An 18,078-nucleotide genomic window follows, 5' to 3' on the forward strand; every position below is an offset into this window, starting at 1 on the left:
CTTTTAAAAATTGTATTAAAACAATACTTGTTATTTTGTAATTTTTCTTGCTATCCGTATTGATTTGGTTCATGTTAAAAGTTGTATATTGTATCTTAATTTTTAGAATATAGTGTTTTGTTGCACGATAGAAGAGTAAAATATTAGCAAATATATTTTCTTTAAAAATCTTGTTTTGTGTAATTATTGTTTTTGTGGAATAGCAGTTGAAGTTGATTTGGGGATCCGTATATGTTTTGGGAATGTTTGGGGACTACAGTTTTTTTATGCAATATGTAAACTTTAAAATTATTCAATTGCTATGTTCGTATAAGCGGTGTTTTTTGTCTTTATAAGTGTGTGATGCACTGAAGATAATGTTTCTTATTTAATAAAAATAATCTGAAATCCAGTTTAAATAGAAAAAGAAGGAAGTTTTTTATGCGTGTTTATTATGATCGTGATGCGGATGTTAATCTTATTAAAGGAAAAAAAGTAGCCATTGTTGGTTATGGTTCTCAAGGGCGTGCGCACGCTTTAAATTTGAAAGATTCCGGTGTTAAAAATGTGCAAATAGCTTTGCGTTCAGGGTCGGAAACAGTTAAGAAGGCTATGGCCGATGGTTTTGAAGTGGTGAGTGTTGCGGAAGCTGCAAAATGGGCAGATCTCATCATGATGGCAACACCAGATGAATTGCAAGCTGATATTTATAAAGAGCATATTCATGATCATTTACGTGACGGAGCAGTGATTGCTTTTGCGCATGGTTTGAGTATTCATTTTGGTTTAATTGAGCCTAAAAAAACAGTTGATGTTGTAATGATTGCTCCGAAAGGACCAGGTCATACAGTGCGCAATGAATACCAACGTGGTCGCGGTGTTCCTTGCTTAATTGCGATTGCACAAGATGCTTCAGGGCATGCTCATGATGTAGCGTTGTCTTATGCATGTGGTCTTGGTGGTGGACGTGCTGGGGTGATTGAAACAACATTTAAAGAAGAATGCGAAACTGATCTTTTTGGTGAACAAGCCGTTCTCTGTGGTGGTCTTGTTGCGCTTATTCGCGCAGGTTATGAAACGCTAACGGAAGCAGGTTATGCGCCGGAAATGGCTTATTTTGAATGTTTACATGAGGTTAAATTGATTGTTGATCTCATCTATGAAGGTGGTATTGCAAATATGAATTATTCAATTTCCAATACGGCTGAATGGGGCGAATATATGTCTGGTCCACGCGTGATTACTGATGAAACAAAAGCAGAAATGAAGCGTATTTTAAAGGATATTCAGACGGGTAAATTTACGTCAAATTGGATTCAAGAGTATAAAGCCGGTGCAGCTCATTTTAAAGGCATGCGGCGTTTAAATGATCATCATCCTATCGAAGAAGTTGGCAAAAAACTCCGTTCTATGATGCCTTGGATAAAATCTAACGCTTTGGTTGATAAAGAGCGTAATTGAAGCTTCTAAAGAGATATTTTGTAAATAGCTTTTATAATTTTATAGATAAATATCAAAAAAGGGTAACTTTAGTTACCCTTTTTTATATGTTTTTTGCAACATAAGCTTTATTTTTTATTTTTTTGCATAATTCTTTCTTCCAAAAAGAAAGTATACAATTCCTAAAAATATGAACCACGCTGGAGTGTATTTTAAAGCTATGGCAGTATCAGCTTCTAATGATAATAAATAAATAATGAATGCAAAGAAAACAAGAAGCGCCCAACACATAACAACACCTCCTGGCATTTTATAAGGAGAGACAGTATGCTGGAGAGGACGATTACGACGATAGACGATATAGCTGATCAAAATGATAGACCATACAAATATAAATAAAATTGCGGCAATCGTCGTAACAATTGTAAAAGCAGCTATGAGGGTTTGAGATAACGATACAACTGCATAACCAAATAAGATGCATAAACATGAAAAGAATAATGCGTTGGCTGGAACGTGGTTACGAGAAAGTTTTCCTAAAAATTTAGGAGCACCTTTTTGTGTTGCTAGCCCATATATCATACGGCTGGTAGAAAAAATTCCACTATTTGCTGAAGATGCGGCAGCTGTGAGGACAACAAAGTTCATCAAACCAGCAGCAGTTGGAATACCAATCAGTGCATACATTGTTACAAATGGGCTTTTTTCTGGACTGATTTGATCCCACGGCGTTACAGACATAATCACAAGAAGAGAGAATATATAAAAGAATACAATGCGGATTGGTATTGAATTAACAGCCTGTGGTAAAGCTTTTTGAGGCTCTTGTACTTCAGCAGCAGCTGTTCCAGCGAGTTCAATGCCAACAAAAGCAAAAATAACAATTTGAAATCCAGCAAAAAAGCCTGTAATTCCTCGCGGAAAAATATTTCCACCGTTCCATATATGGTTAAGAGAAGCAACCGTACCGTTTGGAGAGACAAAACCGGTAAAGATCATATAAAACCCTACAACAATTAAGACTAGAATTGCTACGATTTTGATAAAACCAAACCAAAACTCAAGTTCGCCAAATAGTTTTACGGCGACGAGGTTAAGGATTAAAAAGGACATAAGACCAATTATAACGGGAATCCACGGATTGAGTTCAGGCCACCAAAAGTGTGTATAAGTGACAATAGCGATAATTTCAGCAGTTCCGGTGACAATCCAACACAACCAATATGTCCAGCCGATAAAGAATCCGGCACACGGACCTAGAAGATCGGTTGAGAAGTCAATGAAAGATCGATATTGTGTATTAGAAAGCAATAACTCTCCCATAGCACGCATGACAAAGTATAGAGCACAACCAATAATTGCATAAACGAGTAGAATTGAGGGGCCTGCTACACTGATTGTTTTTCCTGATCCCATGAAGAGACCTGTTCCAATCGCTCCACCAAGGGCTATAAGTTGTATGTGTCGGTTATGTAGTCCACGTTGCAATTTCTTCTTAGTTTTTTTTTCTAAATTTTGTTTGTTCATTTTTGGGAAGTTCCCCTTAGTTATTTTTAAATAAAAATTATCCTAAAAAAGGTAATCCCTTCTATCGGAACACGCTATGGTTAAGGAGTAAAGGAATTTTTTTCTATGACTATATGTGAATAAAGAAAAAACATTATAATTTAATGGAATAATTATTTTAAACATAATAAATAAAATATAAATTATACTATATTTTTTTATGTTTATACATATATTACATACACAATATATTATGTATTATTTATAATATATAATATTGTTTGTATTAATATAATAATTTATTATTTATTAAATATTTATTTACAATAAATTTATAATAACTGATAATATTAATCAGTTTTTATTTAAAATTCTTTATTAATAAAGATTTTTTTGCAGAAAAATATAAATTAAATTATAAATTTATTAAATATAAATGTTTGTATATAAATAAAATAATATTTAAATTATTAAAATATTATTTAAATATTAAAAATTTATTATAAATTTACATTTAAATATTTATATTTAAAATTTATTATAAATAGAAAAATATTTTCATAGAATCTTTTTTTATTGTAGATAGCTGTTAAGATATATTCTGTTTAGAGCTGTATTGTTAATTTGCTAAAAAATTGAATATAAATTTTTGGGGGCGGTTTTAGATAAAATCTCATGTTTTATTAGTAAACAATATCAGTGAAGTTTATAGAGAATTCTTTAAAGAATAGCACGTTTCTTATCCTATAATGCAGTAAAATACTTTTGTTTAGAGTAGTGATATAAAGCATATAAAATTTTACACATTAAGTATTTTTAGAATGTATGGTGAGTATTCAGGGTAGGGCTAGCCCATAGAGCCTTATGTAGGTGAATCATATAAGAGGTCAGCAGCATCCCTCTTAACAAAGTCGGATTGTTTACGAACTCAGACTTGCGAGGAATCCTCGTCTTTTGAGGCATGAGGAGGAGATTAAGTAGAAAAAGGGTAACTAAAGTTACCCTTTTTTGAAATGTTTTGTATAGATTTATTTGTTCTTTGGAGAGATTTTTTTTCTTATAAATATAAAATACATTATACCTAAGAAAATAAACCAAAAGATACTGTATTTTAAAGCGGTTAGGGTATCATGTTCTAATGTCAACAAATAGAGCATGAAAGCAAAAAAAACTAACACGATCCCGCACATAATGACACCTCCCGGCATTTTATAGACAGATTCAGCATGTAGATGAGGGTGATTACGACGATACACAATATAGCTAATCAAAATGACAGACCATACGAATAAAAATGCAATCGCTGAAATGCTCGTCACAATTGTAAAAGCACTTATGATGCTTGGAGATGATGATGCAATTGTGTATCCTACTAAAATACATAGGCAGGAAAAGAACAGAGCATTGGCTGGAACATGGTATTTGGAAAGCTTCCCTAAAATTGGAGGAGCACCTTTTTGAGTTGCAAGCCCGTATATCATGCGGCTAGTCGAAAAAATACCACTATTTGCTGAAGAGGCAGCCGAGGTGAGAACAACAAAATTGACCAAACCAGCAGCTATTGGAATGCCTGCAAGCCAAAACATGGAGACGAAGGGACTTTTTTCTGGCACAATTTGATTCCAAGGTGTAACGGACATAATCACAGCGAGAGAAAGGATGTAAAAAAGTACAATACGCACCGGTATTGCATTAATTGCTTTAGGGAGAACTTTTTTAGGTTCTTTAACTTCAGCTGCTGTTGTTCCAGCAATTTCTATACCAACAAAAGAAAAAATGGCAATTTGAAATCCAGCAAAAAAACCTGTAATTCCTCGCGGGAAGATATTTCCATCGTTCCATACATGGTTAAGAGAGGCAACAGTACCATTTGGAGAGGTAAAGCCTGTAGCGATCATATAAAATCCAACAATAACTAATGCCAAAATTGCTACGACTTTGATAAGACCAAACCAGAATTCAAGTTCACCGAAAAATTTTACGGCAAGGAGGTTAAGGATTAAAAAGAAACCAATGCAAGCAAAAACAACAATCCATGGATTAAGTGTTGGCCACCAGAAATGCATATAGTTAATGATAGCAATAATATCTGCAGCCCCAGTCACAACCCAGCTTAACCAATAGTTCCAGCCCACAAAGAAAGCGATTCCCGGTCCTAGCATATCGGTTGAAAAATCAATAAGGGATCGGTATTGTGAATTAGACAGCAATAATTCTCCCATAGCACGCATTACAAAGTATAGGGCACATCCAATAATAGCATAAACGAGTATGATGGAAGGGCCTGCTACACTAATTGTTTTTCCTGATCCCATGAAGAGACCTGTTCCAATAGCTCCACCGAGGGCTATAAGTTGTACGTGACGGTTATCTAGGCCACGTTGTAGTTTCATCTGAGGACCATCTTTTAAATTTTGTTTACAGTTCATTTTTTGGGGGTTCCCTTTAATTATTTTGAGATTAAATTACATTAAAAAATGCATCATTCTGTATCGAAGCATGATATAAATGAGGTGTAAAGAAAAAAAACGTTTTTTATGATTTTGTGTGGATAAAGACAAGAATATGGTTTTGAAAAAAGAGGATGTTTTCTTTTTAAATAACGTAACAGATATTTGAATAGGGAGTTTTAATTTTGGCTCAAATAGCGCTTAAGAGTTCTCATCTTAGTTTAAGAAACAGTTTTTAATGATAGAAAATTAAAATGATTTTTAAAATCACTTTTTTGTTTCATAAACGAAAAGAGGAATATCATAGCTTATTTCTTCTAAAGTGATGAATAAGGATTTTGTTTAGATATTGATAACATTTTATAAAAGGTTGCGAGAAATTCACATCGTTTACACAAAAATCCTTGAGACAATGATAAAGAAATGTAGCGTAATTCAGTTATACAAAGAAAAAAGAACTGGGGATTGTATAAGCTCTGTTAGAGGTTGAGCTGTTCATAGTGAGAGACAGAATCAGAAAAAGATTGCTCTATTAGCTTTGTAATTTGTTATCAAAAGATAAAACTATCCAAAAGAAATGAAAAAAAACAGAGATAAAACTGTTCCTGTCGCTATATTAATCGCACCTTTTATCCGCTGCTTTTTTAAAGCGGAGCTGGCAAATGATATAAAAATGGTCATTAAAGTAAACCATGCAAAGATGTTGAAAGAATGTATTGTGACAAGTTCAAAGCCTTTTTTAATTCCACCGCCAGAAGATAAAAATTTTGGGAAGTCCGCTATGTAAAATATTGATACTTTGGGATTTAGTATTTGTGTCAAAAAACCGTCCATATAGCTGGTGACAAGTTTTGTTTTACCAATAGCACTCTTTTCATTTGTTGATATTCTTTCTTTTGAATTTAAGCTGTGTATTCCGGATTTAATCGATTTAAATCCCATGTATAATAAAGTGCTGCCACCCATGAGTTTTAATAAAAAAACAGCGTTTGTTGTTGAGAATGAGCACTGATACACCTAGTATGGAAAATGCCCTATGCACATATGTTGGCTTTGCACAATCCTAAAACGTTTACAAATGCGTTCTTTTTCCTAATCTCGTTGCATTATCGATGATAAGGGCCATATTCGGCCCCGGTGAGATGACTAAAAAAAATGAAACAATGAAAAAGGTCAGTATTTGATGATTCATTTTACCTTTAGCTCTGAAATTAATTGATCTTTGAGATATAATTCTACTCTGTTACACTGAGAAAGTTTTCCTACACCCTGTGGAGTACCTGTGTATATGAGATCACCACGTTTTAGCTGAATGTAGTGACTCAAAAATGATATTATCTTCTCAAAGCTAAAGATCATATTTTCCGTATTGCCAACTTGTCTTGTTTCGCCATTCAGCTTCATTGCAAAGGTTATTGGGTTGTTTATTTGTTCCTTGTTTATGAAGTCAGAGACGTATGCAGCGCCTTTAAATCCTTTCGATAAAAGCCAAGGAAGCTTTTTTCTTTCAGTTTTGTTTGCAAATCCCGCGCTGTGAGATCAAGACCTATTGCTAAGGCATCATAGCATTCTTCTGCTTCTGCCTCCGTGACCATGAAAGCGTCCTTTGAGATTTTGAGCACAATTTCAGTTTCAAAATGTGTTTCTTTGGAAAAATCAGGGAGATAAATTGCATTGCCTAAGATGAGTGAACTGTTTGGCTTGCTAAAGATAACAGGTTCATCTTCAACAACATTGCCTAGTTCATGAACATGTTCAACATAATTGCGTCCAACACAGTAAATGTCATTTATCATAGGATCCCTCCAAATTTTTTATTTTCTTTTTGTATAGGCAAGAAAGAACTTTGCAAACAATATTTTTCTTATATCGTGTTGTGCGTTTTCTGAACAAGAGGCATTGTGTGGGTTGATGACTAACCATGATGACAGCCCTTAGCATTGTCTCTCTTTTGAAGAGTACCCAATCTTACAGTCTTTGAGAGATAAGAAACACTGCTTTCATTTTGGTTGCTAATCGCGTGAAATTCCTTTAATATTTTAAAGGTGTTTTTGGGTCCTCTACGCAGCGATCAGTAGGGTCTGAAAACCCTAAAGTTCGATTATAAAAATGAGCCCACTGTGTGGGTGTCTCGGAATTCTGGGAGATTTTGCTATGTCCAAGTGCGATGAGCACTAAAAGCAAAAAAAGCTGATTCAAACTCAGTACTTTCAGGCTTCCGGGATACGAATGCGAGAGCGCTCGCACCTGCACAAGTCCCCTTGCGTTCCTTTGCGGTATGTTCTGATACATGAATTGGCAAGCGTCGTAAAACACGAGATGATGCTGTCGAACTCGATGTCTCAGATCTCGCTCTACCAGCTACCAACTGATGCTCAAAAGCTTTGAGAGAAAGCAAATAAAGTCTTAGCAAATGCAATGACCGTGGTGTTTGCTACTTACCAATCAATCCAAGTGATTGCGGATGCGAAAAAGGAATGTGATTTATCCGAATTTGATCTGATCATTTGTGATGAATCACACCCTACGATTGGGGTTGTGTTGGGAACAGATAAACGTGAATATGAATTTATCAAGGTTCACGATAACAGCATCATTCGGGGGTAAAAACGTCTTTATATGACAGCGCCCCCCCCAAGGTCTTTATGGATAATGTCAAAAAGCAAGTCAATGAGATCAATGCCGTTCTGGCTTCTATGGATGATGAAGAACTCTATGGAAAAGAGCTTTATATCTATACATTCTCTCAAAAGCCGTTAAGAATGAACTTTTATCTCCTTATAAGATTATTATTTTGGGTGTTGATGAAGAGGAAGTAAGTCAATCCATTCAACATCTGATAACAGATGAGAATTATGGACTTATTCTTGACGATAAAACCAAGATCATAGGCTGTCATCAAGCCCTTGCTAAAATAGATCTGAAGGTTGACTTGAGTGATGACCCAAATCTCATGCGTCGGGCTTTGGCTTTTTGTAAAGATATCAATACGTCTAAACGTATTCGTGATACATTCAATTCTAAAGAAATACAGAAATAATTGTATCATCTTCATAAGGTCCATAAAGAGACTTCGCCTCTTGACTGTAAATTTTCTCATATTGATGGAACACAAAGTGCCAAAGAACGCAATAAAGCCCTTGATTGGCTTAAGGAAGATGCGGGGGAGAGTCTGCCCGTGTGCTCACCAATATAAGATGTCTGTCTGAAGGGGGGATGTCCTTGCTTTTGATGCGGTTATGTTTTTACATCCCCATAAAAGTCATGTGGATGTGATACAGGTGGTGTGGCGTGTCATGCGTTGTGCAAGGAAAAAAGAGAAGCTATATCATTTTACCCGTTGGGGTATCTGCCGGTGTTTTTGCTCGTGAGATGCGTCCGTTCGGTTCTCTGATACATCCTTTAATCCGAGGACCTCTATGTTTTGTACGTTTTTTCTTTTTGTTATATTTTTTTCAATCAGAATGGGATAGCATCATTAAGAGACGTGCTATGATAAGCAGCACCTGAAGCGATAGCATAACTTTGAGTAGTGATGGGTGAGGAGGATGCGGATTGTTCTTTCTTAGCATCAAGCAGATACAATTCACCTTTGAATTGTGGTAAGACAGTCTCTGTTGCAAGATGTTCACCACCGTTTTTATCTTGCCATTTGCATGTTTGTAATTTTCCTTCTATATAAACCTTTGAACCTTTGTTTAGATATTGAAGTACAATTTTTGCCAAATGTGGATTAAAAATCACAACTGAATGCCATTCTGTTTTCGCTACTTTTTGATTGGTTTTTTTATCTGTATAGCTCTCAGAAGTCGCTATACTAAAATTAACTATTTCTGCTCCAGAATTCATTGTTTTGCTTTCGGGATTAGCACCTAAATAGCCAATTAACATCACTTTATTTAGCATGTTGCCACTTACTTTTTTAATAGTTTTTTCAATTATTTCAAAATGATATTATTATTTTTCAACATATAAAATTATGTTTTTTATCTTTTGATAAACATAAAGCCACATCATGCAAATGACATGGCTTTCTTTTTACTGTTTAAAAGCATAGTGTCACAAATGCTAGCATTGACCACAAACCTGAGCATCATCAAAAATATAGGAATCATCATAAATCCATGCATTACCACCAACCCAGCAATTCCCTTCGTGACTTAAATTGCCTTCATGCTCTATAAAACCACCCAAGTCATCCGCCTTTACATTACCAAAGTCTCTTAATGCACGTATGCGATAAATGGTTCGAACTCGATCACTTAAAAGATCTTTCACTGTTTTCATTTCATTTGTTAATTCATATTTTTTTTGCAAGAGCTTGCTTTTGAAAGGAGGGGGTATCATTTGCAACAGTAGCAATAATGGAGGTCATTTGATTTTTAACTATAGCGTTCATTCTAGTAATCCTTAACGTAATGGAGTTTTCAATTGACACCTTATAAAGGCACTGGGCGTTGAAAACACGGCGTTAAGTTTGTCGCTATACTTTCCCCTAAAAAGGGTTTTGTATGACATAACTACACCCGACAAAATCATTATATGTCCTCACAAGCACAAAAGATAGTCAGTATTTTAAAGACATGGGAGAGGCTGTTTCGTAACCTATCCGCTTAACTCTAAGTATTTCTACACACTTGATACTTTTTTAACAGCATGACTTTGCAATTTTTTCTTTTTTATACTTACCGAATTGAATATAAATCGCTTTTTCTAGCTTTCTGTCTATAAGGTCATAAGAATGAATTCTTTGTAAAAAATTATAAAATCGGAAATTTTACTATGGCTTTTTAACTGAGCACTGTAGTGCGTAAATGGACATGTTTATTAAATTGCGTGTGCTTAACATAAGAAACAATACACAGACTAAAAAGAGTACTAAAGAGCAATATCTAAGTATCAGTATCCAATGGAAAAGAAAACTTGTGCTCCATGTACTTAGAAATGATAGGCAAAGAGACCGTTTCTTTATAACTACTTGGGAAACTTAAAACGACAAGCGCTAAATTTATTAGCTTTAAGAGGTTGTGCATATACTGTTGTAAATCACGTGTTAATGTCTTCCAACCTATTGTATTGCCGTGTTTGTATTTTGGGTTGCTCTGCAATTCAGAAGGAATATTAGAATTGTATAAAATTGCAAAAACAGTTGTGATTATTACCAAAGAAACAGACGCGAATGTCAAAATACTCTGAATAAAGTCAATTTTTATTCCTAAAAAACATAAAAATATAAAAGTTATAATACCAAACAGGCCCTATAGGTTCACATATTGATATAGAAGCTTGTAGAGACTTAGGAATTGAAATATTAGACGGCGGTGGAGATCCAACTTCTGCTGCTGAATTTGCCTGGCTCTTAATTATGTCTGCGCGTAGAAAACTCTGTAAATCTGTGTCTGATATGAAAAAAGGACGATGGCAAACAACATTTGGCAACCAAATGAAAGGGGCTACTCTTGGAATATTCGGATTTGTGCGTATTGGCAAAATGGTTGCTCAATATGCTCAAGCTTTTGGCATGTCCATTTTGGTTCATGGGAGCGAGCGTTCAACGCAAGAAGCAAAAAATTTAGGTTATCATTTTACGCATTCAAAAGATGAACTTTTTACACGTCCTGACATTATATCCATACATTTACGCTTAAGCGATAAAACCAGAGAAATCATTCAATTAGATGATCTATTGAGCATGAAACCTCATGCTATTTTTGTCAACACAGCGCGTTCAGCTTTGGTTGAAAAAGGAGCGATAGAAAAAATACTAAGTTTGGAAAATTCAACTTACTTTGCACTGGATGTTTATGACAGCGAACCAGTATATAAGAGCAAATTATTGCAATCAGATAGAGTTCTTTGCACACCGCATCTGGGCTATGTGACTGAAGAAAGCTTTGAGAATTATATTGAAAAAGCTTGCAAAAATATAGCGTCTTTTATGAAAAGCGCTTAATGCTGGCTGAGCCAATGTTTGTAAAATTTAACTTATATCGCTAGCGTATCAAATTTGCACGACACATAATAGCTTATTTCCTTAAATGAAGCATATTCCTTAGCTTTCATATTAATACCAATCGTATTGACAGATTTTTATGTAATCAGCATAAAATACCTAATTTATTGTTGCAAGCATTATTAAAAAAAGGCTACTTTATTGGAATACACTTTAATTGGAGGGGGCATAGTGAGCAATAATAAATTTATAGAAAAAAATCATTATAGATGGATTATATTGCTTGTTGCCACTATCGCTCAAGCATCAGCTTGCTTCTTTGTTCAAGGGATTGGTCCTTTAGCTGAATTTTTTAAGAAGGATTTCTCGCTTAGTGACTCTCAGATAGGTTTGCTGTCTTCAGCAGCGCAATTCCTACCTATTATTGGGTTACTTGTAGCTGGCGAATTACTAGACAAGTTTAACGAGCGCTATATTGTTGGAGTTGGAGCGGTCGGCGTTTCTGTCGCTCTTTTGTTGGGAGCAATCGCAGATAACTATATTTCTCTTTTGGTCTGTTTGCTAATTTTAGGGGGATTTTATAGTTCTGCTCAACCCGGTGGCGCTAAATCTGTTTCTTCATGGTTTCCACAATCGCAGCGCGGATTTGCAATGGGAATAAGGCAGGCGGGGCTACCATTAGGTGGGGCATTAGCTGGGATAGTTCTTCCTGCTAGTGCATTTATCTATGGCATACAAGGTGCGTTTTTGGTCGGTGCCATCGTTTCTTTTTTAGGGGGATGTATATTTATTATTTTTTATCACTCACCAGCAAAAGTTGTAGCTATCGTTCCAAAAAGCAAGGCAAAAGTTTCGTTCTATGCAAATGTAAGGTCACGTCTTGCGATGTTAGCTGCGCCGCATATGAAGAATATTATTTTTTCAGGCGTTTCACTTGTGATCGTTCAATATGTTTTAACCATTTTTATAACGATTTATTTTTATAGAATCTATCACCTGTCTCTAGATAAAAGTGCTTATTTGTTTTTTGTTTCACAGGCTTCTGGTGCCTTAGGAAGAATTATTTTAGCAGCGTGGAGTGATCATTGTAGAAAAGGACGATTTTTTCCTGTCTTGTTTTGCATGATTGCAGTCGTTTTTGGATTTTTAATATTAATTTTGGGCATTAGTGGATCGATAATTTATTTAACTATTTTATCTGCTTGGTTAGGTTTTTTTGGATTAGGATGGTATGGCCCTTGGGTTGCTTATATTGTAGACTCTTCGCCGAAAGAAAGCGTTGGATTTTCTCTGGGTTTAGCAATGTCTGTAAATCAAATCGCAATTATTACTGCTCCACCATTATTTGGATTAATCCAAGATTTTACAGACACTTATGTACTAACATGGCTGATTTTAATTTTAATTATTGTTTTTTCACTTTTCTTAATAAAAAAGTAGGGAAATATATATTGGGGAGGAAATTATAGTGATAAATGAAAATACTTTTGAGTTGAGCAATGGCGAAAGAGACAAACTTTGGGAGGCTTTGGACCATGTTATTTATGATCCATACGGTGGTATTGAGTATTCGGTTAAGCTAAAAAAAAATAGCATTTTCGCTGCTACCCCATAGAATATTGACAATTCTTATGAATCAAAAGATGTCTATTACCCCTAGAGCATATTTAATCTTTGAAAACCTTCCTATTGATAGAAAAATTAATACGTCACCTAATCCTTATAATTTAGATGCGTCTTGTAAAAGTGGCTATATTAGCGAAAATTTAATTATGATGTTTTCTTTATTAATCGGAGAGCCTTCTTCAATTAAGTTTGAAGGCGAACATATAGTAAATAACCTAGTTCCTTTAGAGGATAATAAAAAAGATTATACAGGATTAGGATCTGAAGTTGAGTTAGATTTTCATATAGAAAATGCTGCACTAAAATTTATAAGAGGTTTAAATTTATCTCCTAAAGGGATACTTTTAACCGGTGTTCGCAATGATGTTGATGGCCCGTTAACGAGAATATCTGATGCATGTCTAGCTTTAAAACTTTTAAATGAAGAGGATTTGAGGAGCTTAAGGGATAATTTATATATAATTAATGTTCCCTATAGATGGAAAAAAAATGGGGTAACCTCTACAAGTAAAGTACCCCTAGTTCAAGGGGACGGTGAATTCCCAGATATCAGCGCTGTTTTTTATCCAGGCATGTTAGAACCACAGTCAAAAAAAGCCAAGGAAGCTTTAGATCATTTTTATGAAGCTATTAAGGCTGTATCTTTTGGAATTGATGTACAACCAGGAAGATTATTATACATTGATAACAGAATGGCTCTACACTCTAGAGATAAATTTTCTGGATCATTTGATAGTTATGAAAATCCAATGCGGTGGATTCAAAGAGTGTTTGTGTCTGCAGATTTATGGAATCATAGATATGTAGAACAAATAAAAGAAAGAGTATTTGATTTTCAATGCTAATGTCCTGATAATGATATAATGGTGAGTATTATTCTGATTTATATATATTGACTACACATCTCATATATATATATAAATTTCTCCCGCATAATAAGGTGAGGTTACTACCTGATTATAAGCTATGGTGACCTATTAATTTTCTATGGCTGCATTTGATTTTTGTTATTTTTGCCCTTCCTTTCAAGCCGCTAGGGGAATTCTCCTATCAAGTCCTTGAAAGAGCGATTTGGAGTAATTTCATAATGCGAAACCAAAACATAGTGACAAACTTTTCTATTGTTTTCATAGACATGACGGTTTGCATGGTTGCACCCTTCAAGCATGGTGGCTTCTTTTCTTGCACGATGAAATCTTTCATATATGAGACAACATAATTAATTTATAAAAGATAATTCAATGTATTATCTAAAAAATGCAACGAAATAGCTATTAATGTGAACATATGAATTAAAAAAACAAACATCGCGTACAAATAAATTCAAACATAATTGGGCATACGACTTATAACATTTTTTAGATGAACAAATAATAATACACCCCATATCTTTAAACAAAGAATGAAAATCATAAAATGAGCTCTAAGGATAATAGGAACTCTCCACAAAAAAGAAGAGCCAGAGATGAAGACTCCAAAGACTTCATCATCACCATCCTTCACTATTTTGTTAACATATTAATTTTATACAAGAATCTTTCCCTCGGAAGAAACAGCATTTGCAACAGCTTCCTCGCTTGCCTCATCGGGTAATAACATCTCATTATGGGCACATCCCGATGGAATCATAGGAAAACAATTTTCTAAATGATAAACACGACAATCAAAAAGAACAGGCTTATTACAGTCAATCATCTGCTGAATTTTATCATCAAGTTCATCGGGTTTTGAACAATAAATTCCCACGGCTCCATAAGCTTGTGCCAATTTCACAAAGTCAGGCATAGATTCCGTATAAGAATGAGAAAGACGATTACCATGCAGCAATTGCTGCCACTGGCGAACCATCCCCATATACTGATTATTTAAAATGAAAATTTTTACAGGTGTGTCATGCTGAATAGCTGTTGCAAGTTCTTGAATATTCATCTGAATAGAGGCATCACCAGAAATACACACAACAAGCGCATCAGGATAGGCAATTTGAACACCGATAGCCGCAGGAAGACCATAACCCATAGTTCCAAGTCCACCAGAAGTCATCCAATGTTTTGGTTCATCAAAATGATAATACTGTGCTGCCCACATCTGATGCTGTCCGACATCTGTTGTGATATAAGCACAAGCATCTTTGGTCAGTGCATAAAGCCGTTCAAGAGCATATTGTGGCATGATAACATCTTTTTTTTCCATATATGCCAATGAATTACGTGATCTCCAGCGATTAATTTGCGTCCACCACGCCTCACGGACTTCACTGTTAAACGCTGGTTTCTGTATCTTCAAGAGTTGCGTCATCTCTCCCAAAACACAAGCCACATCACCAATAAGTGGCACTTTCACTTTTACGATCTTATTAATAGAAGAAGGGTCAATATCAATATGGATAATACGCGCATGAGGTGCAAATGCATCCAATCGCCCTGTGATACGATCATCAAATCGTGCTCCAACAGCTAACATAACATCACAATCATGCATGGCCATATTAGCTTCATAGGTTCCATGCATCCCAAGCATTCCAAGCCAATTTTTGTCAGAAGCGGGATAAGCACCAAGCCCCATGAGTGTTGACGTAATCGGAAAATCACCCAGTTGAACTAAATCGCGCAAAAGCTTTACAGCTTCCATCCCCGATGAAATAACACCACCACCAGAATAAATAACAGGACGCTTTGCTTCTACTAAGAGAGAAACAGCCTCTTCAATAGCCTGCGCATTCCCTTTCGACTTTGAATAAGAACGCATAAATGTCGGCGTTTGAGGTGCTCTATAAAATCCTGAAGCAAATTGAACATCCTTAGGAATATCAATCAAAACCGGTCCAGGACGACCTGATTGAGCAAGAGAAAAAGCTTCATGAATAATAGCCGCAAGATCATTGACGTTTTTAACCAGCCAATTACGCTTCGTACAGGACTTGGTAATTCCAACCGTATCAGCTTCTTGAAAGCCATTTGTTCCAATGATCGTTGTCGCTACCTGACCAGAAAAACAAACAAGAGGTATAGAATCCATAAGAGCATCTTGCAAAGGTGTAACAGCATTCGTTGCGCCTGGACCAGAAGTCACAAGCATAACACCTACCTTTCCAGTACTGCGTGCATAACCTTCAGCAGCATGCCCTGCAGCTTGTTCATGGCGCACCAAAATATGCTGGAGTGTATCTTGGTGATAGAGCACATCAAAAATAGGCAGAACAGCCCCACCAGGATAACCAAAAATATGTTTAACCCCTTGATCTATAAGAGCCTGAATCACTATTTCAGCCCCCGACATTATTTTTCCATCTGCACTCTCTTGCTTTCTTGGATCATTTCTCATTTTTCCCACTCACCTACTTGATAGGACAATAAAAAAAGCCCCTAACGGAGCCCATAAAAAAAGACCCCAAAGGAGCCTATTACACAACACATACTGTATGATCACCCCCATTATTCCAACGTATAAAATATATAAAAATTTCCTTGTAGAAAGATTTCTAATTCCATTGATACCATTCGTCAATAAAAAATTATATTTTCTAAAAAAAATCTTTTTCACGAATTATCTTTTATCTTTCGATAAGTTTCTTTGCAAAGCTCTAGCTCTTTTATCAAAAAGTAAGCATCCATTCTTCATCAAATTGATTACGAAACCATGTCATTTGTCTTTTTGCATATCTCCTCGTTTGTGTTTTCACCGCTTCAAGAGCATTCTCAAAGCTTCTATATCCATCCAAATAATCCATAAATTCAGGTATACCAATAGCCTTCATTGCTGGTAATGAAGGGGAAAGCATAAGATTCTTCATGATCATCACCTCTTCTAAAGCTCCTCTTTCAATCATAAAATCCAAGCGTTTATGAATACGTTCATAAAGCAAAGGACGTGGTGGCATAAGAAGAATTTTTTCGGTGAAATTCGGCGCAATGAGAGGTATTGTTTTTTGTTTCTGCCACCAACTAAGCGTCTTACCGGTTGCATCATAAACTTCCAAAGCACGGACAATACGCTGTCTATCATGCGAAGAAATTTTTTCAGCAACAACAGCATCAACCTGCAACAACTGGCAATAAAGACTTTCAGGTCCCTCTTTATCAAGCCGAAGTCGCCACTTCTGCCGCACAACATCTGGAACATGGGGGATTTCCGAAATCCCCTCTAAAAGAGCACGAAAATAAAGTCCTGTTCCACCAACAAAAATAACTGATCTTAAAGAAAAAGTAGCCAATAGCTTCTCGACATCACACAACCATTGCCCTACTGAATAATTCACAGTAGGACTCACATGACCATAAAGATAATGTGGAACAATCGCAGTATCAGCCTCCCTCGGCCGTGCCGTTAAAATATTTAAAACATCATAAACCTGCATTGAATCAGTGTTAATAATGAGAGCATTTTTTTCTTGAGCCATTTGCAAGGCAAGTTCTGACTTCCCACTTGCCGTTGGTCCCGCTATTAATGTAACTGTTCTCTGTGTCATGAATGGCAATTTCTCCCAATCAGTAACTTATTGCAACATACAGCCCCCAAAGCCCCTTATGAAACTTATAAAAAAGAAAAAATGGAATTAATAACAACACCAAAGGAATTTCGAAGCATTTTTGCTATCATAATTCAATAATAAACTACAGCCATAATCATTCTGTCCGTTAGTCCATTAAAAATAAACATATTCTTTGTCATCATTTATGAAAATAATACTGAGCTTAACCTATACAATCAAAAAGCTTTATTTTTTCCTATAAAAACAGCATGCTACTCTGATTTATAATAAGAGATTCAGAAATTGTCTTCTTCACGCTCTCTTTATTTATAACTATTTTTTCATCCGTCACCAAAAAAGGTATAAATATATATAACTAATTTAGTCTAATATGATTTTTCTCTAGGATAACTTTTTTCAAACTGAAGTGAAAAAAATGTTCTTTATAGCACACAAAGTACAATCATAAAGTGCTAAAAGTCTCACTAGATAAAAAAACATTATTTATAATAATAATTGCACCCTTTATCTATAATAGTTGAGCGTTTTGCAATCTGAATAAGAGCTCCCAATATCATAAGATTTTCTCATTTTTATCCTTCTCATAAAGTGCCATATCAATACCATTCACTTGTGCATCAAAAGCAGAGATA

The 18,078-nt window shown here is 35.3% G+C and carries 11 protein-coding genes and 3 pseudogenes; 5 read left to right on the forward strand and 9 right to left on the reverse strand.

From position 1 onward, the window contains the following. Window positions 1-420 precede the first annotated feature (420 nt). Window positions 421-1,440: a ketol-acid reductoisomerase gene (gene ilvC, locus ACFINF_RS02950; RefSeq protein ID WP_375619605.1), complete on the forward strand. Its 1,020-nt coding sequence runs from the start codon at window positions 421-423 to the stop codon at window positions 1,438-1,440. 114 nt (window positions 1,441-1,554) lie between these two features. Here ilvC and ACFINF_RS02955 read toward each other — a convergent pair whose 3' ends face one another. The 4 genes and pseudogenes from ACFINF_RS02955 to ACFINF_RS02970 all read right to left on the reverse strand — a co-directional run bounded on the left by ACFINF_RS02955 (window position 1,555) and on the right by ACFINF_RS02970 (window position 7,171). Further along, complete coding sequence (locus ACFINF_RS02955) at window positions 1,555-2,946, reverse strand: amino acid permease (RefSeq protein ID WP_375619606.1); 1,392 nt, start codon at window positions 2,944-2,946, stop codon at window positions 1,555-1,557. Window positions 2,947-3,953: 1,007 nt separating this feature from the next. After that, window positions 3,954-5,354: an amino acid permease gene (locus ACFINF_RS02960; protein WP_375619607.1), complete on the reverse strand. Its 1,401-nt coding sequence runs from the start codon at window positions 5,352-5,354 to the stop codon at window positions 3,954-3,956. A 585-nt stretch (window positions 5,355-5,939) separates the two neighbouring features. Continuing rightward, window positions 5,940-6,317 carry a LysE family translocator gene (locus tag ACFINF_RS02965; protein WP_375619608.1) on the reverse strand — a complete coding sequence of 126 codons (378 nt, stop codon included), beginning with the start codon at window positions 6,315-6,317 and terminating at the stop codon, window positions 5,940-5,942. 246 nt (window positions 6,318-6,563) lie between these two features. Continuing rightward, window positions 6,564-7,171, reverse strand: a pseudogene (locus tag ACFINF_RS02970) (fumarylacetoacetate hydrolase family protein). 456 nt (window positions 7,172-7,627) lie between these two features. On the opposite strand from ACFINF_RS02970, the pseudogene ACFINF_RS02975 reads away from it, so the two are divergent. Beyond that, window positions 7,628-8,747 (forward strand): annotated as a pseudogene (locus tag ACFINF_RS02975) (helicase-related protein); the annotation flags it as partial. A gap of 87 nt (window positions 8,748-8,834) precedes the next feature. Here the strand turns inward: ACFINF_RS02975 and ssb are convergent. From ssb to ACFINF_RS02990, 3 genes and pseudogenes are all read right to left on the reverse strand, one after another. Next, on the reverse strand, window positions 8,835-9,281 hold the full coding sequence (gene ssb / locus ACFINF_RS02980; RefSeq protein ID WP_375619609.1) for a single-stranded DNA-binding protein: 447 nt from the start codon (window positions 9,279-9,281) through the stop codon (window positions 8,835-8,837). A 162-nt stretch (window positions 9,282-9,443) separates the two neighbouring features. Beyond that, complete coding sequence (locus ACFINF_RS02985) at window positions 9,444-9,662, reverse strand: hypothetical protein (RefSeq protein WP_375619610.1); 219 nt, start codon at window positions 9,660-9,662, stop codon at window positions 9,444-9,446. 493 nt (window positions 9,663-10,155) lie between these two features. Next, window positions 10,156-10,630: pseudogene (locus ACFINF_RS02990) on the reverse strand (hypothetical protein). Window positions 10,631-10,740: 110 nt separating this feature from the next. On the opposite strand from ACFINF_RS02990, the gene ACFINF_RS02995 reads away from it, so the two are divergent. The 3 genes from ACFINF_RS02995 to ACFINF_RS03005 all read left to right on the forward strand — a co-directional run bounded on the left by ACFINF_RS02995 (window position 10,741) and on the right by ACFINF_RS03005 (window position 13,799). Continuing rightward, a complete protein-coding gene (locus ACFINF_RS02995; protein WP_375619611.1) occupies window positions 10,741-11,328 on the forward strand; it encodes an NAD(P)-dependent oxidoreductase in 588 nt (195 codons plus the stop codon). Window positions 11,329-11,559: 231 nt separating this feature from the next. Continuing rightward, window positions 11,560-12,768, forward strand: coding sequence for an MFS transporter (locus ACFINF_RS03000; protein ID WP_375619612.1), 1,209 nt, complete (start codon window positions 11,560-11,562; stop codon window positions 12,766-12,768). A gap of 191 nt (window positions 12,769-12,959) precedes the next feature. Next, entirely contained in the window at window positions 12,960-13,799 is an 840-nt protein-coding gene (locus ACFINF_RS03005; protein ID WP_375619613.1) for a TauD/TfdA family dioxygenase, read from the forward strand. 679 nt (window positions 13,800-14,478) lie between these two features. On the opposite strand, the gene ACFINF_RS03010 is transcribed toward ACFINF_RS03005, so the two are convergent. Together ACFINF_RS03010 and miaA are read right to left on the reverse strand one after the other, a co-directional pair. Next, complete coding sequence (locus ACFINF_RS03010; protein ID WP_375619614.1) at window positions 14,479-16,278, reverse strand: acetolactate synthase 3 large subunit; 1,800 nt, start codon at window positions 16,276-16,278, stop codon at window positions 14,479-14,481. 271 nt (window positions 16,279-16,549) lie between these two features. Continuing rightward, entirely contained in the window at window positions 16,550-17,422 is an 873-nt protein-coding gene (miaA, locus tag ACFINF_RS03015) for a tRNA (adenosine(37)-N6)-dimethylallyltransferase MiaA (protein ID WP_375619615.1), read from the reverse strand. Window positions 17,423-18,078: the final 656 nt, after the last annotated feature.

It is taken from the genome of Bartonella sp. TS25HLJMH, assembly GCF_042193505.1.
Lineage (GTDB): Bacteria > Pseudomonadota > Alphaproteobacteria > Rhizobiales > Rhizobiaceae > Bartonella > Bartonella grahamii.